Origin of the sequence: Streptomyces sp. NPDC005492, assembly GCF_040605995.1 — a bacterium.
Classification (GTDB): Bacteria; Actinomycetota; Actinomycetes; order Streptomycetales; family Streptomycetaceae; genus Streptomyces.
The window spans coordinates 403,407-424,589 of sequence record NZ_JBEXDX010000003.1 but is presented as its reverse complement, the minus strand read 5'-3'; the positions used below and the strand labels follow the sequence as shown (position 1 = coordinate 424,589).

At 71.9% G+C, this 21,183-nt stretch carries 18 protein-coding genes; 6 read left to right on the top strand and 12 right to left on the bottom strand.

Annotated features, from left to right (window positions below):
• Positions 1–8 precede the first annotated feature (8 nt).
• The 3 genes from ABZT04_RS07015 to ABZT04_RS07005 are packed head-to-tail and all read right to left on the bottom strand — an operon-like array spanning position 9 to position 2,495.
• Positions 9–998: a phosphotransferase gene (locus ABZT04_RS07015; protein WP_356053799.1), complete on the bottom strand. Its 990-nt coding sequence runs from the start codon at positions 996–998 to the stop codon at positions 9–11.
• Positions 995–1,282 (bottom strand): hypothetical protein, encoded by a 288-nt coding sequence (locus tag ABZT04_RS07010; RefSeq protein WP_356053798.1) that lies wholly within the window; start codon positions 1,280–1,282, stop codon positions 995–997. The genes ABZT04_RS07015 and ABZT04_RS07010 overlap by 4 nt, the downstream gene beginning before the upstream one ends.
• A 31-nt stretch (positions 1,283–1,313) precedes the next feature.
• Positions 1,314–2,495 (bottom strand): hypothetical protein, encoded by a 1,182-nt coding sequence (locus tag ABZT04_RS07005; RefSeq protein ID WP_356053796.1) that lies wholly within the window; start codon positions 2,493–2,495, stop codon positions 1,314–1,316.
• A gap of 631 nt (positions 2,496–3,126) precedes the next feature.
• Here ABZT04_RS07005 and ABZT04_RS07000 point away from each other — a divergent pair.
• On the top strand, positions 3,127–4,557 hold the full coding sequence (locus ABZT04_RS07000; protein ID WP_356053864.1) for a hypothetical protein: 1,431 nt from the start codon (positions 3,127–3,129) through the stop codon (positions 4,555–4,557).
• Here ABZT04_RS07000 and ABZT04_RS06995 read toward each other — a convergent pair.
• From ABZT04_RS06995 to ABZT04_RS06970, 6 genes are all read right to left on the bottom strand, one after another.
• The gene (locus ABZT04_RS06995) at positions 4,544–7,198 is read right to left on the bottom strand and encodes a SpoIIE family protein phosphatase (RefSeq protein ID WP_356053794.1); all 2,655 of its coding nucleotides are present in this window, start codon (positions 7,196–7,198) and stop codon (positions 4,544–4,546) included. The two genes, ABZT04_RS07000 and ABZT04_RS06995, sit on opposite strands and share 14 nt — an antisense overlap.
• A gap of 262 nt (positions 7,199–7,460) precedes the next feature.
• Positions 7,461–7,889, bottom strand: a complete 429-nt coding sequence (locus ABZT04_RS06990) for an ATP-binding protein (RefSeq protein ID WP_356053792.1) — start codon at positions 7,887–7,889, stop codon at positions 7,461–7,463.
• Positions 7,890–7,989: 100 nt separating this feature from the next.
• Positions 7,990–8,463 carry an NUDIX domain-containing protein gene (locus ABZT04_RS06985; RefSeq protein ID WP_356053790.1) on the bottom strand — a complete coding sequence of 158 codons (474 nt, stop codon included), beginning with the start codon at positions 8,461–8,463 and terminating at the stop codon, positions 7,990–7,992.
• Between the two features lie 31 nt (positions 8,464–8,494).
• Positions 8,495–8,686 (bottom strand): SPOR domain-containing protein, encoded by a 192-nt coding sequence (locus ABZT04_RS06980; protein WP_356053788.1) that lies wholly within the window; start codon positions 8,684–8,686, stop codon positions 8,495–8,497.
• 328 nt (positions 8,687–9,014) lie between these two features.
• Positions 9,015–9,767 carry a GntR family transcriptional regulator gene (locus ABZT04_RS06975; RefSeq protein WP_356053786.1) on the bottom strand — a complete coding sequence of 251 codons (753 nt, stop codon included), beginning with the start codon at positions 9,765–9,767 and terminating at the stop codon, positions 9,015–9,017.
• Between the two features lie 147 nt (positions 9,768–9,914).
• Entirely contained in the window at positions 9,915–11,171 is a 1,257-nt protein-coding gene (locus ABZT04_RS06970) for a DUF4190 domain-containing protein (protein WP_356053784.1), read from the bottom strand.
• 195 nt (positions 11,172–11,366) lie between these two features.
• On the opposite strand from ABZT04_RS06970, the gene ABZT04_RS06965 reads away from it, so the two are divergent.
• Both ABZT04_RS06965 and ABZT04_RS06960 read left to right on the top strand, forming a co-directional pair.
• A complete protein-coding gene (locus ABZT04_RS06965) occupies positions 11,367–12,581 on the top strand; it encodes a serpin family protein (RefSeq protein ID WP_356053782.1) in 1,215 nt (404 codons plus the stop codon).
• Between the two features lie 16 nt (positions 12,582–12,597).
• Positions 12,598–13,086 (top strand): hypothetical protein, encoded by a 489-nt coding sequence (locus tag ABZT04_RS06960; protein WP_356053780.1) that lies wholly within the window; start codon positions 12,598–12,600, stop codon positions 13,084–13,086.
• 25 nt (positions 13,087–13,111) lie between these two features.
• Here ABZT04_RS06960 and ABZT04_RS06955 read toward each other — a convergent pair whose 3' ends face one another.
• Both ABZT04_RS06955 and ABZT04_RS06950 read right to left on the bottom strand, forming a co-directional pair.
• The gene (locus ABZT04_RS06955) at positions 13,112–15,352 is read right to left on the bottom strand and encodes a DEAD/DEAH box helicase (RefSeq protein ID WP_356053778.1); all 2,241 of its coding nucleotides are present in this window, start codon (positions 15,350–15,352) and stop codon (positions 13,112–13,114) included.
• Between the two features lie 90 nt (positions 15,353–15,442).
• Complete coding sequence (locus ABZT04_RS06950; RefSeq protein WP_356053776.1) at positions 15,443–16,273, bottom strand: oxidoreductase; 831 nt, start codon at positions 16,271–16,273, stop codon at positions 15,443–15,445.
• Positions 16,274–16,362: 89 nt separating this feature from the next.
• Between ABZT04_RS06950 and ABZT04_RS06945 the strand changes: the two genes are divergently transcribed.
• Positions 16,363–17,271, top strand: coding sequence for a LysR substrate-binding domain-containing protein (locus ABZT04_RS06945; RefSeq protein ID WP_356053774.1), 909 nt, complete (start codon positions 16,363–16,365; stop codon positions 17,269–17,271).
• Between the two features lie 77 nt (positions 17,272–17,348).
• Positions 17,349–18,941, top strand: coding sequence for a hypothetical protein (locus tag ABZT04_RS06940; protein WP_356053772.1), 1,593 nt, complete (start codon positions 17,349–17,351; stop codon positions 18,939–18,941).
• On the opposite strand, the gene ABZT04_RS06935 is transcribed toward ABZT04_RS06940, so the two are convergent.
• Positions 18,926–20,515 (bottom strand): sigma-70 family RNA polymerase sigma factor, encoded by a 1,590-nt coding sequence (locus ABZT04_RS06935; protein ID WP_356053770.1) that lies wholly within the window; start codon positions 20,513–20,515, stop codon positions 18,926–18,928. The genes ABZT04_RS06940 and ABZT04_RS06935 overlap by 16 nt on opposite strands.
• A gap of 205 nt (positions 20,516–20,720) precedes the next feature.
• Here ABZT04_RS06935 and ABZT04_RS06930 point away from each other — a divergent pair, with 205 nt between their 5' ends.
• Entirely contained in the window at positions 20,721–21,137 is a 417-nt protein-coding gene (locus tag ABZT04_RS06930) for an SsgA family sporulation/cell division regulator (protein WP_356053768.1), read from the top strand.
• The last annotated feature ends 46 nt before the right edge of the window (positions 21,138–21,183 follow it).

Below are 21,183 nucleotides of genomic sequence, written 5' to 3'. Positions count from 1 at the left end.
CATGGCGCTCATTCCCCGGCCAACTCCAGCACCCGCTCCAAGCTGTGCTCGGCGATGCCCCGCATGAAGTCCGGGTCGTGGAAGTCGCCGACGTCCAGGAGGCGCAGGGGGCCCGCCACCAGGGAGAGGTGCATGGCCAGGCGGTAGAGGCGCAGGCGGTCCTCGTCGAGGCCTTCGGTGCTCAGGGCGACGTAGTGGCGGCCGAAGCGCTGGCGGAGGAAGACGTGCTCCCATTCGAGGTCGAAGTACATCAGACCCTCGATGTCGATGAGGGCGAGTTCGCCGTCAGGGGTCACGCGGACGTGGTCGCCGCCGAGTTCGCCGTGGATGAGGGCGGGGGGTGTGGTGCGGGGCGTTACCCGCGCGGCCAACGTCCTTATGGTTTCCACGAGTTGAGGGTGGGCTGCGGCGGCTCGTGGATCGCGTGCCGGGAGTTCGTCGAGGTCGCTCAGGGCGCGCTCGACGACGATCTCCGCGCACGAACCGCCGTACGAGGAACCGCCGTTGTCGACGACCGCGACCTTCCCGAAGCGCGGGCCCGTGCAGGCGTGCAGGGTGTCGAGCAGGGACGCCATCCGCTCCAGGACCTCCGGCGCGGCGGCCGGGTCGTCGGCCAGCAGGTCCTCCAGGGTGCCGCCCGGGAGGTCCTCGACGATCGCCGTGTCCGCCGGGAGGTGGGTGTGCGTGGGGTCGGCGTGCAGGAGCCGGGGCGCGCGGACGCCGGCTGCGGCGAGGCGGTCGGCGGCGGCCGTGAAGAGGGTGAGGCCGGAGGCGTGGGAGAAGGGGTCGCGGGGGTCGCCGGGGCCGGCGTCCCAGAGGTCCTCGTCCGGTGACCAGACGTAGGCGACGGCGGTGGAGTCGTCGTCGAAGGTGAGGCGGTAGACGCCCTTCTTGGAGCCGCCGCGGAGGCGGGTGACGGCGGTCGGGGTGCGTCCGAGGGTGGCGCGGGCCAGGGGGGTCAGGTCGGCGCGGGTGAGGGTTCTGCGGGTGGCGGTCACGGGGTCGCGGGGCGGCGGGCGCGGGACTGGAGGCCGAAGCCGAGGAGGATCAGGGCGAGGCCCAGGGGACCCAGGAAGTCGATGAGTACCTCCCCGTGCGACAGCCAGCGCAGGGACAGCTCCGTCGCCAGGCCCGCGGTCGACATCAGCGTGCCGTAGGCCCACAACTCCGGCCGTACGACGCTGACTCGCAGCTTCGGCGGCAGCCAGCCGCTGGTCAGCGCGATCACTCCCGGTACCGCCATCGCCAGACAGGCCAGCGCACCGAGTGCCGTCCACATCATCGCCCACCCCACTCCTTCGCCCGTCCACGGATCATCGCACCCAACCGCCTTTGTACGCAGCCCAGTCCGCCTCCGTCGCCGCGAAGTCGACATACAGAGCGACCCCGAAGTTCGCGCGGTCCGCGTCCGTGCGGGACAGGCCTAGGCGTACGCCCCGGACGGCGGCGGGGACGGTCTCGGCGGAGCCCCAGTGGTCGAAGTTGCTCTCGTAGTAGAAGGGCAGGCCCATCAGGAGGTCGGTGGACTTCGGGGTGACCTCCAGGGCGAGCGAGGTCTGCTCGGCGACATAGCCGCCGTAGAGGCTCTCCAGGGGCTGGGCCGTGTCGTACGACATCACGGCGATCTGGTCGACGCGGCGGGCGACCTGGCCGAAGTACGCCTGCGACCACCACTTGGGGTGCTCGGTGAAGGTGCCCCAGAGGGAGTGGAGGGCGGGGAGCGGATCGATCTGATGGGCGGCGACGGAGAGGACGGCGTGCCGGGACTCGGTGAGGTCGTGCAGCCTGTCGAGGAGGTCGAGGTAGTCGGCGTCGCCGGAGTGGAGGGGTTCGAGGTCGAAGTGGGCGCCCTCGAAGCCGGCGGCGAGGATCTGGCGGGTCGAGGCGACGATCGCGGTACGGGTCGCCGCGCGTCGCAGGCGCAGGCCGTCCGGGCCCTCGGTGGCGAGCACATCACCGAGCCAGGCCTGGACGCGGACGCCGGGAAGTTCCCGGTGCACCGACTCGATCAGCCAGGCGGCCTTGGGGTAGTCCGACTCCGGGAGCGTGCCGTCGTGCTCCAGGGGGCCCGCATGGACGTACAGGTCGTGGATACCGGTGCCGTGCAGACGGCGTGCCAGGGCCTTCACATCCGCGTCCGTCTTACGCCCGTCCACCCACGCGTGGCCCAGCCAGATCGCGTCCTGGTTCCTGGTGTACGTGCCGTCGGCGGGGTCGCCGGTGTAGTTCACGCGGAGGGCGAGCTCGGCGGCGAGGGTGGGGAGAAGCAGGACGAGAACGAGCCCGAGGACACCGCGCCGCGCCCACTGGACCCACTTCTTCCTTCCGCCTGTACCGCCCTTGCTTGTTTCGTCGCCGGGTGCCGGTGGCTCCGGCGGGGGTACAGGGCCATCGACGGCTTCGGGGGGCCGGTCGGTCGGGGAGGACTGGGAGGTCTGGGCGCTCGCTACGCTCCGGCTGCCCTCCCCGGCCCTCGGCTTCCCGGGCTCGGCCACCGGACCGACTGACGCGTCCGGTTCCCGGGCCTTCAGCCCTGCTGACGTCTCTGTTTCTCCGGGTTCGGGATCCGCCGGCGTCTCCGCCCCGGCGACTTCGGGCCCCGCCGACGCGCCCCTGTCCCCAGCTCCCGAACCAGCAGGGACGGCTGCCTCGGGTGTCTTGGGACCAGTAGGCGCATTCGCCTTGCCGGTGCTCGGGCGGGCCGCCGCTACGTCCCCCTCACCTGCCCCCGCCCCGGCGGACGCTTCTCCCGGGTCCACTGACCCCACGCCTTCCCCGATCTCCGGCCCGTTCGACACGGCCGGCACTTCCGTCTCCCCGGACTCCGGCCCCACATCCGCCCCCGTCCGGCTCTCCCCGCCCCCGACCTGCCCCATCCCGCGTCCCCTCCTCATAGCCGTACGCCGTACGCCGTACGCCCCGCACCTCATCCGCCCCTCACTCACCCCCACGTCCCACCCGGCCGCGCCCCGGTCGCGCGCCCGCTTTCCTGCTCATACGCTCCGAAATGTGACGTCATCCTTGATACGGGGCCGGCCGCGCCGCGTTGCCTCTCACATATCCGTGCGGGTGGCGCATGCCGTGGTGGGCGGGGCGGCCGGGGTCGTGTGGCTGGTGTTGCCGGTGATGACGATCAATGCGGAGGTTCCGGTTGCGGCGACCGGCGGCGGCCCTGTCGCGGCGGAGCAGGGGGTCGGGGGTTCGACCTCCGCGACGGATCTCGTACTGCCGCTGGTGGCCGTGGGCGGGGTGGGGATACTCGCGGGCTACGGGTACGTACGCCGCACTCGTAGGGCCCGTACCCGTACGACTCCCGGTGTGGTCTCGCCCCACCCCCCGGTGACACCGCTCCCCGTACTGGAACGCCAGGCCGGTGCCGCACTCGTCCAGGCCGACGACTGCGTCCGCACCAGCCGCGACGAACTCTCCTTCGCCGAGGCCCGGTTCGGGGCGACGGCCGTAGAACCGTTCGTACGGGCCCTGCGCGAGGCCGAGCGCGAACTGTCCGCCGCGTTCGCGATACGCCTGCGCTACGACGCAGGGGTACCGGAGGAGGAAGCCGCCCGGCGGCACGCGCTCGCCGGCATCGTCGGACGGTGTGCCGAGGCCGGGCGCCGGCTGGACGCGGAGGCACCCGGGTTCGATCAACTCCGGGCGCTGGAGCGGGAGATGGCCGAGGCGCAAGGGGTCGCGGAGGAGCGGTTCCGTGAACTGGCGGGCCGTACGGGGACCGTGGAAGCGACCCTCGCCGAGCTGACCACGCGCTACCCGGCGACCGCGACCGCGAGCGTCGTCGGATACGGCGAACAGGCCAAGGACCGGCTGGTGTTCGCCACGACCCACCTCAACCAGTGCCGCCAGGCAGCCGACTTGGGAGAGACCGGCAGGGCGATACGGGATCTCCGCGCCGCCGAGGGTGCCATCAGCCAGGCCGACACCTTCCTGAACGGCATCGAGCGGCTGGCCGATGCACTCACCGCGGCCGCCGATCTGATCCCGGCCGCCCTCACCGGCGCGGAGGCGGAGACAGCGAGGGCCGCGGCGCAAGCGGACGAACTCCGCTCCCACCTCACGCACACCGACACCGTCCTGGCCGCCGTACGGGGAGAGCTGACCGCCGGAGAGTACGACCCCCTGGACGCCCTGCGCCGCATCGTGCGGGCCGTGCGGGCGCTGGGCGGGGGACGGGACGGCGTGCTCGGCGCCGCAGCACGCCTGACGGCCCGTCATGACGTAGCCGCGACCGACGACTTCGTGACCACACACCGGGGCGCGGTGGCCGCCGACGCCCGGACCCTGCTGGCAGAGGCGCAACGGCTGCTCGGAACCGACCCCGGCGCGGCCGATGAACCAGCCCTGAAGTCCCGAGAGTTGGCCGAACAGGACGTCCGCGTCCACGGAAACCCACACGCCGGCACCACCGGGCTCATGAGCGGAACCAGCGGCGCCGTCCTGGGCGGAATCCTCCTGGAGGAGACCCCGGACGGCGGGCCACCCCTCAGCTTCGGCGGCCCGGAGACCCGCGCACGCCGAGCCCCCCACCTCAGAACAGACTGAGCAACGCCTCCGCCGGATCCACCACCCCGTTCTCCCCGTCCGGCAACGGCAGTTCGAACCACACCGTCTTGCCGCGAGGCGTCCGGCGTGAACCCCAGGCCGCTGACAGGAGGCCGACCAACTGGAGGCCCCGGCCGCCCTCGTCGGTGTCTCGGGCGCGGCGGCGGCGGGGCTGGACGAGGCCCGCGTCCCAGACCTCGCAGACCAGGGTGCGGTCCAGCAACAGCCGTAGCCTGATCTCGCCCTCGCCGTACCGGAGCGCGTTCGTCACGAGCTCGCTGACCAGCAACTCCGTTGTGTCGATGAGGGGTTCGAGGTCCCAGGACTGGAGTCGGGCGCGCGCGTACTCGCGGGCGCGGCCCACGCTGCGGGGCTCGCGGGGCAGGGTCCAGTCGCCGACCGAGTCCGCCGGCAGGCCCTGGACGCGGGCCATGAGCAGGGCGATGTCGTCCTCGCCGTGGTGGGTGTCGAGGGTGCTGAGGACGTGGTCGCAGACGTCCTCCAGGTCGCGGTGGCTGTTGGTGGTGACCGGCAAGCCATGGGAGCCCGGCGCGTGGGGCGGGTCGGTCAGGGCCCCCACGAAAGCCTGGAGGCCTTCGTCCAGGGGGTGGTCGCGGGATTCGACCAGTCCATCCGTGTAGAGCGCCAACAGTGCGCCTTCGGGTAGTTCGACCTCCACCTCCTCGAAGGGTTCGCCGCCGACACCGAGCGGCATGCCCGGCGGGACGTCGAGCATCAGGGCCGGCTCGCCCGGTTCGACCAGGACCGGCGGGAGATGGCCCGCGTTGGCGAAGGTGCAGCGCCTGGTCACCGAGTCGTAGACGGCGTAGACACAGGTCGCGAGGTACACCTCGGAGAGGTCGGCCTCGCGGGGGCGGCGGGCGGCCCGGGTGGCCTGCTGGACGCCGCCGGGTGTGCCGAGGCCGCGCGCGATCTCGTCCAATGCCGAGAGGACTTCGGCCGGTTCGAGGTCGAGGAGGGCCAAGGTGCGGACGGCCGTGCGTAGTTCGCCCATCGCCACTGCCGCGCGCAGGCCGCGGCCCATCACGTCGCCCACCACCAACGCCGTGCGGTGGCCGGGGAGTTCGATGACGTCGAACCAGTCGCCGCCGACCTCCGTCGCCGCGTTCCCGGGCAGATAGCGGCAGGCGATGTCGAGGCCGGAGGCCTCCGGGTCGCCGGGCGGGAGGAGGGATCGCTGGAGTATCAGGGCACGTTCGTGCTCGCGGCGGTACAGGCGGGCGTTGTCGATGCAGACGGCGGCCCGCGCCGCCAGCTCCACCGCGAGGTCCCGGTCCCGGTCACCGAAGGGCTCGCTGCCCTTCGTACGGGCGAACTGCGCCAGTCCTACGACCGTGTCGTGGGCGACCATCGGCACGGCCAGCGTGGACTGGACGGGGCCGCCCTCCTCGGCGGGGACGTACTGCGGGCGGGCGGTGCGCAGGGCGTCCGCGCAGGGCGAGTTGAAGGGGTAGTGGTGGACCGCCCCCACGGCCACGGGTGCGCCGCCGCCGACGAAGGGCGCGTCGGAGACCGCGCTGGCGAAGGCCACCCGGCGCAGTTCCGCGCTGCCGTCGGCCCGGCCGGGCGGGGTCTCGTCGCCCGCCAGGAGGCCCTGGTAGAGGTCGACGGTCGCCAGGTCGCAGAAGCCGGGGACGACGACGTCGAGGAGTTCGCGGGCCGTGGTCTCCAGGTCGAGGGAGTTGCCGATGCGGGCGCCGGCCTCGTTCAGAAGGGCGAGATTGCGCCGCGCGGAGGCGGCCTCGCGGGCGGCGGCGCGGCGGGCGGTGACGTCGGTGCCGAGCCAGGCGATGCCGATGGGGCGGCCGCTGCCGCTGTGCACGCGGTAGAGGTTGATGGACCAGTGGCGGCGCTCCTCGGAGCCCGGCACGAAGCCGGTGACATGCATGTCCGTGATGGAGTTGCCGGTCTCCAGGACGCGGCGCAGGGTCGCGGTGACCCGCTCGGCCTCGGGTGTCTGGAGGTAGTCCTGCACCCCCCGGCCGCGGTGGTCCTCGGGGCTGCCGCCGAAGACGTTGGCGATCTGCTGGTTGGCGCGCCGGACCCGCAGGTCGGGGTCGATCAGCAGGAACCCGAAAGGAGATTGGCCGAATATCGACTGCGAGGCGGCGAGATCGGTCTCTATCCGGCGCAGGATGCGGACGTCGACGACGATGCAGAGCGCGGCCCGCTCGCCCTCCTCGGTCCGCGTCGGCATGACATAGACCTCGGCGAGACCCTCCTTGCCCGGCTCGCCCTCCGCGGTCTCCGCCACCCGGAAGGGGACCACACCGGTCCACTCCCGGCCGTCCAGGATCTCGGCCATCTTCCGCTGGCCGCGCTCCCGCAGTTCTGGGTCGACGAACGCCTCGATGGGGTCCATGCCCACCGCGCGGTCGGCCGGGATGCCGAAGAGCTGCTCGGCCCGCAGGCTCCACTGGTCGACCAGCCCGTCGGGGCCGATGGAGAAGGAGGCGACCTTGATGTAGTCGTAGATCGAGCCGGGTGGGCTGCTCTGCCACATGGTGTCGCCGACGGACGTCGAATCGCCGCCGGGCACGTCGAGGTAGCCCGCGGCCTCAGCCCTCGCGCCGTCCGACGGGTCCTCGGACTCCGTGGCCTTCGCTGGTATCTCGCTCACGCGAACCGTCCCCTCCAGCTCACCGCGTCCGGCACCGGTCACCGGGGGCGGCTGCCCGCAGTATCCAGCACTACGGCGCCCCACAACACGGTGTTCACGATCACAGGACAATCCCGATGCATTTCGGACCGGCCCGCGACAACACTTCCAGTCTTCTAACCAGCGGACACGCGGTCGAACCACACGGATCGACAACCGTCACAGGCCTGAACCAGTCGGTGGACAGCGCTGTCCGGTCCGTACAGCCATGGGCGGCCTCTGTTCACTCCGGGACGGCCAGCTCGAACCACACCGTCTTGCCCGTCCCCCCGGGCCGGGTACCCCAGCGGACGCAGGCGCGGGCGACCAGTTGGAGGCCGCGGCCGCTCTCGTCCTCGGGGCGGGCGACGCGCTCGCGGGGCGGGTCGGGCAGCGGGTCGGAGACCTCGACCAGCAGCAGGCCCCGCGGCCCGACGGGGCGCACCAGCCGGACACCGATGGGGCCCGTGGCGTGCCGCAGCGCGTTGGTCACCAACTCGCTGACCAGCAGCGCCGTGAGGTCGGCGAGGGAGTCGAGGTCCCAGTCGCGCAGTTGGCCGCGGACCGCCGAGCGCGCGGTGCGGACGGCTCCGGGCTCGGCGGGAAAGGTCCACTCGGCGCAGTCGCCTTCGGTGTCGATCAAGCCGATCACATCCCGGGCCAGCCAGCTCACCCATGTCCGATTTCATGGGGTTAATGGGCACATACCCGATATCCCATGCCCGGTACCGTCTCCGAGGGCGCACTGTGGCACGAACGGCGTACGCGGACTTCTAGCGCGCTCCGCCGCCCCGACGCACGCCGACCCGGCGCGCCTCCGCTTCCCACAGCGCGAGCGTCTCCCGTACGGCGGGCACGTCCTGGTCGAGCCAGTCGACGGTCCAGATGTCGGCGGGGGCGAGCCAGCGCAGCTCGTCGTGGTCTTCGAGGGGCTCGGGCCGGGCCGAGTCCGGGAGCAGCCGGGCCGTCCAGACCTGGAGGACGTACGGCGGCTTCAGCGGCCACTCCCCCGGGACGCGCTCGACGGTCTCGGCGTCGACGCCGAGTTCCTCACGGAGTTCACGCACCAGCGCGGCCTCGGGGCGCTCGCCGGGCTCGACCTTGCCGCCGGGCAGTTCCCAGCGTCCGGCCAGGTCGGCGGGTGCGCTGCGGCGGGCGGCGAGCAGGCGGACGCCGGTGCCGGCATCCTCACCATCACTGCCGCTGCCGAACAGGGCGGCCCCGACCACCACGATCCGTTCCTTCATGCGCCGGAGCCTACGGGGTGCCGCGGTGCGGTCAGTTACGGGTTCCGTTCCCGTGCTGACCGATCTGCTCGACCCAGTAGAGCTGCTTGTGCCCGCGGTCGTCGAGGCTGTCGGCGATCTTCTGGGCTTCGGCGCGGGTGGCGTACCTGCCCACGCTGTAGCGATTGCCGTTGTCGTCCTGCCGTATCACGAGCCAGGGAAGAGTGATCGTGCCGTCGTTCATCGCGCCCCTCCACTTCCCGCTCGCGGTTGGTGCCGTACCCCACCCCATAAGGAAACCGCAATCCGCATATGCCGGAGCCTACGCCTAACCTTCACGCAGCGAATACGCCTTTTCACAAAGAGGTACGCAACCAGCCAGAACGCAGGGGGCACACGATGCCGAACGCGCCGTGGGCGCACCTCGATACATCCGGTCGGAGGCACGCTACAGGTCCCGTGAACGACCTGCGAGAAAGACCGGAATCCAACGGCGGGCAGGGCTGGGTGAATTGACCGGTTCCGGCGACAAGTCCCTTAAGGGGCGCGTTACTTCATCGCAAAGGAGTGCGCTACTTCACCGGCAGGTGGTACGCGATCCGGTAGCGGTCGGCCGGGACCACCACGTCGGCCGTCTCCACCGGACGGCCCGAGGCGTAGTACGTGCGCTGGATGACCAGGACCACATGCCCAGGAACGCCCCCCAGGGTGAGCAACTCCTCGGCGAGGCCCGGCCGGGCGCCGACCTCCTCCGTGACGTTGTCCACGACGACGTCGATGGCGCGCATCCGCTCGACGACCCCCATGCCGCCGAGCGGGCCCTCCTCGGGCAGCATCACGGGCGTACGGCCGGTCACCGCGAGGGGCTCCCAGGACGTGGAGAGCATCATCGTCTCGCCGGCGTCCCGGAAGACGTACTTCGTACACATCACGCGCTCGCCGGGCTGGAGCGCGAGCCGCTCGGCGATGATGCCGCTCGCCTCGGCCTGCTCGCTGCTGGACTCCCAGGTGCCGCGCGCCTCGCCCTCGGCCTGCTCCTGCCGGAAGGGGGTCGCGCCGGCCGGCGGCCGGAACCCGGAGCGGGAGACGCGCCTCGGCACGGGACGCTCGCGCACATACGTCCCCGAGCCGGAGCGGCCCTCCACCAGCCCCTCGGCCATCAGCACCTTGCGGGCTTCGAGCGCGACCGTGTCCGAGACGCCGTACTCCTCGCGGATCCTGGCCTGGGAGGGCAGCCGGGTGTGCGGGGGCAGCCTGCCGTCGACGATCTTCTTGCGGAGATCACCCGCGACGCGCAGATACGCCGGCCGCTCACCGAATGTCACTGGCCACTCCCATCAGGTTGTACAGACAGCAACAGCCTGGCAACCGTGGGTTGTGTCATGCAAGCAAAGGCCAGAGAATCACTCGATGTGATGACTTATTCCCGGCGTGGGCTTTACCCAGGCACTTTCTCCCCGCTATAGGAGCCGTCACACCTGCATGCCGCCGCTGCCTCCCCCGCTCTCCGCGCCACCGCCGTTGCTGTCGTACGACGGTGGGGTCGTGGCGAGCCCCAGAGCCTTGCGGGCGGTGACCGACTTCTGGGGGTCGATGAGGTCGGCGCCCTTGTCGTAGTGCGCGTAGAACTCGTCGGCGTCGGAGGCTTGAGCCGCCTTCGCCCACTCCTTCTGCGCCGCCCGCAGGTCCTTGACCAGGTCCCCGACCTGCTGGTCGGAGCCGTCGATCCACTCGTGGCCGTCCAGCAGGTCGGCCTGCTTCGTCAACGCGGCCGAGACCCGGCCCGCCCAGGCCTTGTGTCCCGGCAGGTCGTCCTCGACGTACTGCGCGTCGGGCGCCGAGTCCAGCGCCGCGTTGAGGACGTGGGCCGCCTTGAGATACGCGACCTGGTCCGAGTCGAGGGTCGTGGCGTCGTTGCGCAGCGAACCGCCGGGCAGACTCGCCTCCGCGTCCGTGTTGCCGAACACACAGGTGATCTCGCGGTCGCCGAAGCTCCAACTGTCCTCGGTGGGCGTGACGTAGTAGATGTCCACGTCGTCCGGTACGGCCCAGCCGTCCATCGCGTACGCGTCCTCCAGCGCGTAGCACCGGTCGTCGGCGATGGCGGTGACCTTCTTGTCCCCGGGATACGAGCCGCCGCTCAGCGGCACGACCGCGAACACCTCGCCGTCGTGCTCGTCGGCGCAGGACACCACGTCGAAGTCGTACGCCATGCCCTCCAGCGAACCGCTCGGCGCGTCGAAGCACTCGCCCTTCACCGGGGAGGCGCTCGTGTTGTTCCGCGCACTGTCCTTGACGTCGTCCCAGAAACCGGTCGCCGCACCGGTCACCCCGAGCACCCACACCATCAGCCCGAACGCCGAGAGCACCAGGCCGACCGCCGCCATGCTCCGCCCGCGCTCGCCCCGTTTCTTGATCTGGTTCAGCGCGATCAGCCCGAGGACCAGCCCGACACCCGGTATGCAGCACAGGATCCCGAGCACGAGCGCAGCGACGGACATGCCGTTGAGGGGCGCCGGGTTGTTGTACGGGGAGTAGCCCTGGCCCCAGGTCTGATAGGGCTGCGGCCCATAGGGACCCTGAGGGGTGGGCGCGGCCTGGGGATACGGGCCGTAGGGGGACGGCGAGGGCGGGGCGTACGGGTTGTAGGGCGCCTGCGGGAGGGGAGCCGGGCCTTCGGGACCCTGGGTGGGCGGCACTTGGGGGTCCGGGGGCGGGGGTATGGACACGGGCACCGTGCTCCTGGTTCAGGCGGGATCTGCAGATGCGGAACTGATGTCAGAACCGATGTCGGAACTGATGTACGACTCGCGCATGGTAGGCGCGAGGTGAGCGGTGGCGGAATGCGGGTCGTCCGAGGTCGGGCCGCCGACCGATAGCCTTCGCGTGCGCGATCTTGCGCTACGGCATTCACGGGGGCGGAAGTGGGAGCGGTCCAGGGGACGGCGGTTGAGGGTGCGACGGCCGGGAGGACGGTCGACGCGGTCAACCGGCTCACGGCGCGCTGGGCGGACGCGGCGACCGGTGGCACGGTGTTCTCGGCCGCGGGGGTGTGGCCGCTGCTCGCGTTCCTGGCCGACGGGGCGTCGGGGGCCGCGCGGGCGGAACTCGCGGACGCGTTGGGCCTGCCCGCCGACCAAGCGGCCGCCGCCGCACGGGAGTTGCTGGCCACGATGGGATCGATGCCCGGTCTGCGCTCCGCGCTCGGCCTGTGGACCCGACCCCGGCTGACCGTGCGGGAGGAGTGGCGGGCCGGGCTGCCGGCCGACACGCACGGGGTGCTCGGCGAGGATCTCCCGGCCTGCCAAAGGGAGTTGGACGCGTGGGCCGCCGAGCGGACGGGCGGGCTGATCGAGCGGATGCCGGTCACCTTGGACGAGGACGTGACGATGGTCCTGGCGAGCGCGCTCGCGCTCCGCACCGAATGGCCGCGCCCCTTCGACGAGTTGCCGCTCCGCCCGGAGTCCGGGCCCTGGCAGGGGCGGGAGTTGGCCGGTCTGCGCCGCACCGGCGTCCGTCTCGACCGGGTCGGGGTGGCAAGCGGCCCGCACGGTCACGTCACCGGACTGAAGGTCCCCGGCACCAACGGGATCGACGTCCACCTCCTGCTCGGCGAGCAGCGCATGACCCCCGGCCAGGTACTGGGCACGGGCGTGGACGTCCTGGGCCGTCGCCTCCCCGTGGTGCCGAGCGGTCAACTCCCTTACGGCGATGTGGGACCCGGCCTGCGTGTCGAGCAACAGCACTGCGTCACACCGCGACCGCCCGAGGTGACCGTGACGACGGTGGCGTACGACCTGCGGACCCGCCACGATCTCCTCGATCTGCACGGCCTGTTCGGACTCACCGCGGCGAGGGACACCGACGACGGCCACTTCCCCGGCATCAGCCCTTCACCGCTGGCCATCGGGCAGGCCCAGCAGTCGACGGTGGCGCAGTTCGGCGCGCTCGGCTTCCGCGCGGGCGCGGTGACCGCGGTCGCCCCGGTCTTCGGGGGTGCCGTGCCCGATCTCCGGTGCACGACCACGGTCGTCACGGCCCACTTCGACCGCCCCTTCGGCTTCCTCGCCGTGGACCGGGAGTCCCACCTGATCCTGACGGCGGGCTGGGTCACGGATCCGGTGCCGTACCGGGGATAGGGCCTGTGTGCGCCCCGTGCGTGGTAATCCCCCGCGCACGGTCTCACCGGCCTGCGGCTGCGCGCCGACGCCCTCCACCTCGACCCGAGCCTGCCCGCCCCAACTGTCGGACGGGGTACGCCTGTCGGGTCTTCACCGGCGCGGTCGTACGTACAACATCGCCATCGGGCCGAGGACGACGACCGTGCGGCTGCGCTCGGGAGCGCCGTTCGTGCTCGACACCATCGAGGGCCGCCGCACCCTCTCCGGCACGGTCGCCCTGAAGACCCGGCGACCACGTGGTCCCCTGCCACCGACCGCGCCTCGCTCACCGTCGACCTGGGCCGTCCGGTGCGCGTCGGGGCCGGTGCTGCCCACATGGACGGAGCGGCCGGGGGCGTACACCGTCGAGGTCTCGGCGGACGGGCGCGCGTGGCACGCCCCGGACGGGACGCCCGCCTGGTATGTCCGGGGGACCGTATGGGGTGCGGGTGCCGCGCTCGCCGGACTCGATGTGCGCTCATGACGGCCAGGTGCCCTGACCGGCATGGTCAGTTGGCCTCGTACGCCAGTCGCTGCTGCTCCTCCTCCACGATGCGGCGGGCGAGTGTGGCGTCCGAGATGTCGATCGCGTCCGGGGTGGCGTCCGCCAGGTCGCTGCGCCGGGCGAACCGGTCGAAGAGGCGGTCCTTGTTCTTGAGGATGGTCAGGAGCCGGTCGTCCACGCTGTCGGTGGCGAGCATGCGGTGCACCTGGACGGTGCGTATCTGGCCCATGCGGTGGACGCGGGCCACGGCCTGGTGCTCCACCGTCGGCTTGACCTGGGGTTCGCAGAGGATGACCAGGGAGGCGGCCTGGAGGTTGAGGCCAACCCCGCCCGCCTCGATCTGGGAGAGCAGCACGGCGTGGCTGGGGGCCCGGGTGAACTCGTCGACCAACTGCTGTCTGCGGGCCGCCGGGACGCTTCCGGAGATCGTCCCGGTCAGCCGCTCGTCGGACCCGCCCAGTGCCTCGCGGACCGTGGTCAGCACGTCCCGGAAGTAGGAGAAGACCACCACCTTCACGCCGTTGTCCGCGGCCTCGGCGACCAACTCCCGCAGGCGCTGGAGCTTCGCGGACTTCTCCGGGTCGGCGTAGGCGGCCCGGCGCATCGCCATGAAGTTCCCGTCGGCGACCGCGCGGTCGTAGGCCTCGCGGTCGGCGGCGCCGAGTTCCACCCACTCGTCGACCTGGACGAGGGCGGGGAGTTCGGTGAGGACGTCCTCCTGGTTGCGGCGCAGATAGGCGGGTGCGACGGACTTGCGGAAGGCGTGCGGTCCGGCCGCCGCCGTGCCGTTGCGGACGGTCGGCAGCAGGTCGGGGCGCAGATGGCGGACGAGGGTGCGGAACTCGTCGACGCGGTTCTCCATGGGCGTGCCGGTCAGGAACAGGACGCGGTCGCAACGCTCGGTCCACACGGCGACCGATTTGGTGCGGCGGGTGTCCGGGTTCTTCACGTAGTGGGCCTCGTCCACGACGAGCATGCCCGGGGTGGGGCCACCGGCCGATGACTTGCTCTTGTCGAGACTCCTCACGAGCTTCGACTTCCCCTTCGGGGACGGGTCGTTCGGCGTCGGCAGGGTGTGCAGCGTGTCGAAGGTGGTGATCGCGACGCCGCCGCGCTCGGTCCACTCCCCGTAGGTGTCGAGCCGGTCCGGGCCGTGGACGGGCAGGGCGCGCAGGGTGCTGCGGGAGCCAATCTCGCGGGTCCAGTTGATGAGCACGCTGGCCGGGCAGACCACCAGGAAGTGGCTCTGCCCCTCGGCCGCGAGATGGGCGAGCGCGGCGATGGCCTGCACGGTCTTGCCGAGCCCCATCTCGTCCCCGAGGACGACCCGGCGTTGAGCCAGGGCGAAGCGGGCGCCGAACGACTGGTAGCCGCGCAGGGACACCCGGCGGTGGGTGTCGTCCAGCGGCTGGGCGTGCACGCGCTCGGCCAGCTCCGCCGGCAGGAAGCCCTCGCTCGCCGCGAGGTCCGGCTGCTGCCCGTCGACCTCGGCGAGCTGGCTGTAGTACTCGGCGGAGCGCAGCTCGAAGTCGACCCAGGCCTCGATGTCGGAGACCGGCGGGCGCAGCAGGTCGGTGGAGGCCTGGGCGATCAGCAGCCGTACGTCCCGGGCGGTGGCGTCGGCGACCAGCTCGGAGATTTCGGCGACGGCGGCGAGCGCGCCGTCCCTGCGGCGGCTACCGGCGATGGCCATCAACAGCCTGCTGCTCGCGGGCCTGGCCACGGGCAGCAGTGCGCCGAGCCGCTCGTCGAGCCGGGTGGCGGCGTCCAGGGCGCGGCGCAACTCGGGGCCCGCCTCGACGAGCCGCTGCAACGCGATCACCAGGGCGGTGGTGCGGGGTTCGGGGTGGTCGACGTCGATGCGGACGGAGACGGTCTCCGCGACGGCCCGCGCGATCTGCCGGGCCGCCGCGAGCGCCCGGTCGGCGGTCTGCTGTCCCACACCGGGCAGTTGCCGCAGCTCGTACCGGCTCGCCTCGTGCACCGCGCGCACGGAGGTCAGCCCCGCCGCCTCCACCGCCCCCAGCCGCAGCCGGCCCTCGGTGACGTCCTTCAGCCGGGCGACCGGGATGGACTCCAGCTCCTGGGCGACGAGTTCGGCCCGCAGCGGGGCGAGCGCGGCGCGGACGGCGTCGAGGGCCCGGGTGTGGTCGGCGCGCAGGGCGCGCGCCACGTCGTAGAGCCGCGTGCCCTGCGTGCACAGCTCCCTGGCCCGCCGCCCGGCCCGCGGAGACTCGCCCTCCATGTCACCCCCCGCTCCCCATTCGTCCCGGTGTGCATCCATCGTGGCACGCGGCACTGACAACGGGGCCCCACCCGGATTCCCAGCCGTCCGTCAGGCGTCGAACCCCGTCGCCCGGGTCCGCTTCTCCCAGGCCGCGATGTCGCCGCGCACCTGGGCGAGATGGCCGAGCACGGCGTCGACCGCGTCGTCGCCCAGGGGCAGGCGCAGCGGGGTCTCCTCGGCGTCGAGCGCGGCGAGGACGAGGGCCGCCGCCTTCGCGGGGTCGCCGGGCTGGACGCCGTCGCCGCCGGATATGAACCCTCGGGTCTCGCTCACCTTGGCGTACACACCGCTGTCGGCGCTGACCCCGGCCCGGCTGGTGTCGAAGAGGGAGGTCCGGAAGGCGCCCGGCTCCACGACGAGCACCTTGATGCCGTACTCGGCGACCTCGTCCGCGAGCCCCTCGGACAGCCCCTCCAGGGCGAACTTCGTTCCGCTGTACGCCGAGAAGCCCGCGAAGGACATCTGGCCGCCCATGCTGCTCATCTGCACGATCGCCCCGGAGCGCCGCTCCCGCATGGACGGCAGCACCGCGCGCGTGAGCGCGGCCGGCCCGAAGACATGCAGGTCGAAGAGGTCCCGCAGCTCCTGCTCGGTGGTCTCCTCGAAAGCCCCGACGTGCGTACGACCGGCGTTGTTGACCAGGACGTCGATCCGCCCGTGCCGGGCCACCACGTCCCGTACCGCCGCCTGGGCCGCGCCCGTGTCGGTGACGTCCAGTTGGAGCGCCTCCATCTGGTCGGGCCGCGCGGCCACCAGGTCGTCGAGCCCCTCGGTCCGCCGTGCCGCACCCACGACCACGTCACCGGCGGCGAGCGCGGCCTCGGCGATGGCCCGCCCGAACCCGCTGCTCGCGCCCGTGATCAGCCACACCTTGTTCATGACGACTCCCAGTGAGATACCTGTTGCCCATCTGCCGACCAGCCTGCTCCCGCCCCCGACGGCCCGTCCAAGACCTAAGCTCATAACCGATGGCTATGACGAGGGACGTCCATGTGCGGGACCTGCGCTACTTCGTCGCGGTCGCCGAGGAACTGCACTTCACGCGCGCGGCCGAGAGGCTGTATGTGTCGCAGCCCGCGCTGAGCAAGCAGATCCGGGCGCTGGAGCGGCAGTTGGGCGCCGAGCTGTTCCGCCGCGACCGGCGGGACGTGGCGCTCACCGCGGCCGGGACGGCCCTTCTGCCGTACGCCGAGCGGATGGTGGCCCTCTGGGCGGAGGGCGCGTCCGCGCTGGCGGAGATCGGGGCGGCCGAGCGCAGCACCCTGGTGGTCGGCATGAGCACCAGCCCCGGCCGGGGCGGTCTGCTGCCCGCGATCCGCTCCCGCTTCACGGCCGCGTGTCCGGAGGCGGTCGTACGGCTGCGTCAGGTCGGTTGGGACGACCCGACCGCGGGGCTCGCGGACGGTGACACGGACGTCGCGTTCGTCTGGCTGCCCCTGCCGGAAGCGGAGCGCTACGACTGGACGGTGGTCGCCGAGGAGCCGCGCCTGGTCGCGTTCCCGGACGCCCATCCGCTGGCCGCCCGCGCGGAGGTCGACTTCGCGGACCTGGTCGACGAGCCGTTCCTCGCCCTGCCGCCCGACGCGGGCCCGTTGCGCGACCACTGGCTCGCCCTCGACGAACGCGGCGGTCGCCCACCGCGCGTCGGGGCGGAGATCGCGAGCACGGAGGAGACGTACGAGGCGCTGGTCGCCGGTCTCGGCATCTGCCTGGTGGCCACCGGCAACGCCCGCCTGATCAGCCTCGGCGGCGTCACCACCCGCCCGGTCCGCGGCCTCTCACCGAGCCGCTACGCGCTGGCCTGGCGGCGGGAGGACGGCGGCCGCCCGCTGGTGGAGGCGTACACGCGCGCGTGCCGACAGGTGGCAGGGGGCTGATCGAACACACCTGCGGACACGGCTACGATGATCCGGTTTCGGGGGTTGGGGTTCTGTGGGGTTCCTGAGGGGGATTCATGTCTGTACGACGGCCAAGGCGATGGACCAGACGCGCGCCGATCGCTTTCGTCGGGGTGGCCATGCTGGTGCCGCTGTTCGTGCCCGCCGCCTCCGCGCAGGCGGCGTCGGGCTCGTTGACCGTGACCACGCTGGGGCGGCACGGCGCCAAGGTGTCGACGACGGTGACCGTCGTCGCCGTACCGTCCGGTGAGACGCGCACCGTCAAGTCCGGCAAGCGGCTCAGCCTGCCCTCGGGCCGGTACCTCGCGATGACCGACATCTACGAGAGCGCCACCGACGGCCTCGGCACCGACACCCTCGGCGCGCAGGTCGTCTCGGTGTCGGGGGCCAAGTCCGTGACGCTGGACGCCCGTAAGGGCAAAGCGGTGAAGGTGTCGCTGGACACCCCGGCCGACGTGACCGAGCCGGCCCGGATCAGCGCACAGGTGTGTGCCGCCACCATGGACATGCCCTCCGCGTTCAGCACGGGCGGCTGGAACAACGCCGGGTCCCTGTACGCCATCCCCAACTCCTCCAAGCTGATCCAGTTCGGGTACATGGCGCAGTGGTCGGGCAACGACAGCTATGTCGCGGTCAAGAGGACGACCGGTATCCCGGCCGCACCGGGCGGTTCGTTCAAGCGGTCGAAGCTGGCGACGCTGCGCTTCTCCGTGCGCGGCGGGACACAGATGGGCGCCCAGAACGACACCGCCCTCCAGGCCGCGCCCAAGGTCGACGACTGCACGACCGACCTGTACGCCAACGTCCGCGACGACAGCGCGCCGTACACCGCCACGGTCCATGTGACGCCCGGTACCTGGCAGCCGCGCGACGACGTGATCGCGAACAACGGTGACGTCGTCGGCGGCGGCTTCCCGGCGACCAGGACGCTGACGGCGGGGCAGAGCTTCAACCAGTCCTTCGGGCGAGCGGTGTGGAGCCCCCTGCACTACCTGCCCACGGTCTGGCAGAAGTCCGTGAACTTCGTGCCGGACGCGTTGATCGGCGACCCCGACGTGGGTGTCTGGGGCGCCGACCCCACGAAGGAGACGGTGACCCTGACCAAGGGGAGCACCACCGTCAAGAAGAAGACCCTGACCAACTGGGGTTCCTCTGACGCCGAGTTCGCCGCCGCGATCCACTCGGCCGGTACCTATCGGCTGACCGTGGACGCGCACCGCTACCACCCGGGCATCACCTTCCCGTCCGGCATGCTGTCCTCGCGCGTCACCCTCGACTGGCGGTTCAAGGCCGACCCGGCCAAGTCGGCGGTCGCCTCCGTCTTCATGACCCGCTTCCTGCCCGCCGGTCTCGACAGCCGCAACCGGGCGAAGGCGAACAGCACCACGTCGGTCACCGTCAGCGCGGGCCGCGGATCCCAGGGCCCCGACGTCAAGTTCACCAAGTCGACGATCAAGTCCCTGAAGGTCTGGGCGTCTTCGGACGGAGGCAGAACCTGGAAGGCCGCCTCCGTCACCCGCTCCGGGACGTCCTGGAAGGCCGCCATCCACAACCCGGCCTCCGGCGCGGTTGCCCTGCGTTCCCAGGTGACCGACTCCGGCGGCGGCACCTCGGTGGAGACGGTCTACCGCGCCTACGCGATCGGCTGATCCACCTCGGCCCGCCGACAGGGCCCGTCACCGACGGGGGCGGTCGGTTCGGGCTCCTCGGGAGTGGTCACCGGGTCGGGGTCCGGGTCCGGGTCCCCAACGGGCGTGGGATCGGTGGGGGTTGGGGCGTCCGTGGACGGATCGGGGGCAGGCGTCGGTGACGGCTCGGCCGGGGTTGTGGGCTCCGGCGTGGTGGGCTCCGGGGTCTCCTTCACGGGATCGCTCGGAGCGGGGTCTACGGGATCACTCGGAGCCGGATATATGGGGGCCGGGTCCGTGGGAGTCGGATCCGGCTCCGTGACAACCGGTGGCGTCGGAGTCGGGTCCGGCTCCGGGTTCGCCGGCGGAGCGGGAACCGGTTCCGTGGTCACTGGCGGAGCAGGAGTCGGCCCGGTAGTCACTGGTGGTGTCGTCTCAACAGGCGTCGCAGGAACAGGTGTTACGACCGGCCCGGGCCGCGCGATCCCAAGCGAGGCCGGGGACACGGCGGTTATGGACCCGTCCGGTGCCGGCACCGGCGCTGGTGCCGGTGTCGCGGAATCGCCGCGGTCGCTCGGTGTCTTCACCGGACCTTCCGTCCCCGGCTGCGCCGCCACCGGCGCCTGGGACACCGGTACTTCGGTCACCGGGCCCTTCCCTACCGGGACCTCCGTGGCGTCGGTGCCGCCGAGGACGACGATCACCGCGACGGCGCCCGCCACGGCCGTACCGACGGCGGCGGCCAGCTGGGTCTTGGAGGCGCCGACCGCCGCATGCCGTACGCCGTGCAGCAGTCCGCCGCCATGGCCGACGGCCGCACCGGCGGATCCCGCGCCGAACGCGAGCAGGAACTTGCCCGCGCCGCCGAGCACGAACACCAGCAGCGCCGGTGCCACGAGTGCGGGCAGCCGGTCGTTCGCGCGCATCAGGGCCGCGAGACGGGCGCGGCAGTCGTCGCACGCGTCGACATGGCCGAGGAGCCGTTCGGACTGCCGCTCGGTGGCGCCGCCGCGCACGTACGCGGGCATCCGGGCCCAGTGGACCTGGCACGCGGGATCGTCCGGGGCGCCGGTCTGGGCGCGCAGGAACGCCTGCCGCATACCCTCGCGTGCGCGGTGCAGCAGGACGGCCGTCGCGCCCTGCTTGGTGCCGAGTTGGGGGCCGATGGCGGCCAGTGGCAGCCCCTCCGCCTCGGCCAGCCACAGCGCTTTCACCCAGCGCTCGGGCAGTTGCTCAAGGACCCGTACCAACAGGTCGGTGGAGGAGACCTGTTCGGCCGGATCGCCCCCTTGGACCTGCGCGTGCACGCGCGTGTGGTCGGCCCCGGCCCGCTCGTCGGCCTGCGGATCGCGCGGTGTCTCGCGTGCGGCGCTCCCCGCGGCGGTCGCGAGATGCTTCACCGTGGTCATCAGGTACGCCGGTACGTTCTCGATCTCGTGCCCGGCGGACAGCCGGCGCCACACCCTGAAGTGCGCCTCGGCGACGAGGTCTTCGGCGACCCAGGTGTTGCGGGTGAGCGAGCGGGCGTAGGCGACGAGGCGCGGCTGCTGCTCCTCGTAGATCCGGGCGTACTCGGCGGTGGGACCGTCGGTCATGGCAGCAACGCTCCAGTTGCCAGTGGGGCGGGGAAGGGTTTGTACCCTAGATGGCAAAACTTTCAATTAAAGTTGCAGCCGTTCCACAAGGTGACACACGTCACATGAATTGCCTTGCACGATGGCGTAATCAAGAGGCCCTCCCGGTGATCAAGGAGGTGCGTCGGCACCACGGCCGCCGTCCCACCCGAATCGGAGACCGCCCATGCGCCACATCACCCTGGAACAGCCCGCCGGCGCCCGCCTGATCACCGACGACGACCAGGAACTGGCCGTGACCGTCACCCTGGCCTACTCCTCCGGCGACCCTCTCGCCGTCCAACTCCTCTTCCCCGCCTGGATCTCGCTCGACGGCAGGAAGGTCGCGTGGACCTTCGCGCGGTCGCTGCTGGAGGAGGGGCTGGAGACCCCCGCCGGGATGGGCAACGTACGCATCCGGCCCTACGGCGCCGCCCACACGGCCGTCGAGTTCCACGCGGCGGAGGGCATCGCGATGATCCGCTTCGACACCGCCGCCCTGGACCGCTTCCTGCACCGTACGTACACGGTGACCGAACCGGGTCAGGAGGCGCTTGAGCCGGCCCTCGAACGGGGCCTCGCCTCGCTGCTCGACGGCTCGTGACGTGCCGTGCGGCCAACTCCCTTGCCCGTCACGACAATTGGGATTG

Bases quoted from the DNA above. Each gene is read 5' to 3' on its own strand.
- ABZT04_RS07010 (WP_356053798.1), bottom strand. From the start codon at position 1,282: ATGATGTGGACGGCACTCGGTGCGCTGGCCTGTCTGGCGATGGCGGTA.
- ABZT04_RS07000 (WP_356053864.1), top strand. From the start codon at position 3,127: ATGACGATCAATGCGGAGGTTCCGGTTGCGGCGACCGGCGGCGGCCCT.
- ABZT04_RS06985 (WP_356053790.1), bottom strand. From the start codon at position 8,463: ATGAAGGAACGGATCGTGGTGGTCGGGGCCGCCCTGTTCGGCAGCGGC.
- ABZT04_RS06980 (WP_356053788.1), bottom strand. From the start codon at position 8,686: ATGAACGACGGCACGATCACTCTTCCCTGGCTCGTGATACGGCAGGAC.
- ABZT04_RS06955 (WP_356053778.1), bottom strand. From the start codon at position 15,352: ATGGAGGGCGAGTCTCCGCGGGCCGGGCGGCGGGCCAGGGAGCTGTGC.
- ABZT04_RS06950 (WP_356053776.1), bottom strand. From the start codon at position 16,273: ATGAACAAGGTGTGGCTGATCACGGGCGCGAGCAGCGGGTTCGGGCGG.
- ABZT04_RS06945 (WP_356053774.1), top strand. From the start codon at position 16,363: ATGGCTATGACGAGGGACGTCCATGTGCGGGACCTGCGCTACTTCGTC.
- ABZT04_RS06940 (WP_356053772.1), top strand. From the start codon at position 17,349: ATGTCTGTACGACGGCCAAGGCGATGGACCAGACGCGCGCCGATCGCT.
- ABZT04_RS06935 (WP_356053770.1), bottom strand. From the start codon at position 20,515: ATGACCGACGGTCCCACCGCCGAGTACGCCCGGATCTACGAGGAGCAG.
- ABZT04_RS06930 (WP_356053768.1), top strand. From the start codon at position 20,721: ATGCGCCACATCACCCTGGAACAGCCCGCCGGCGCCCGCCTGATCACC.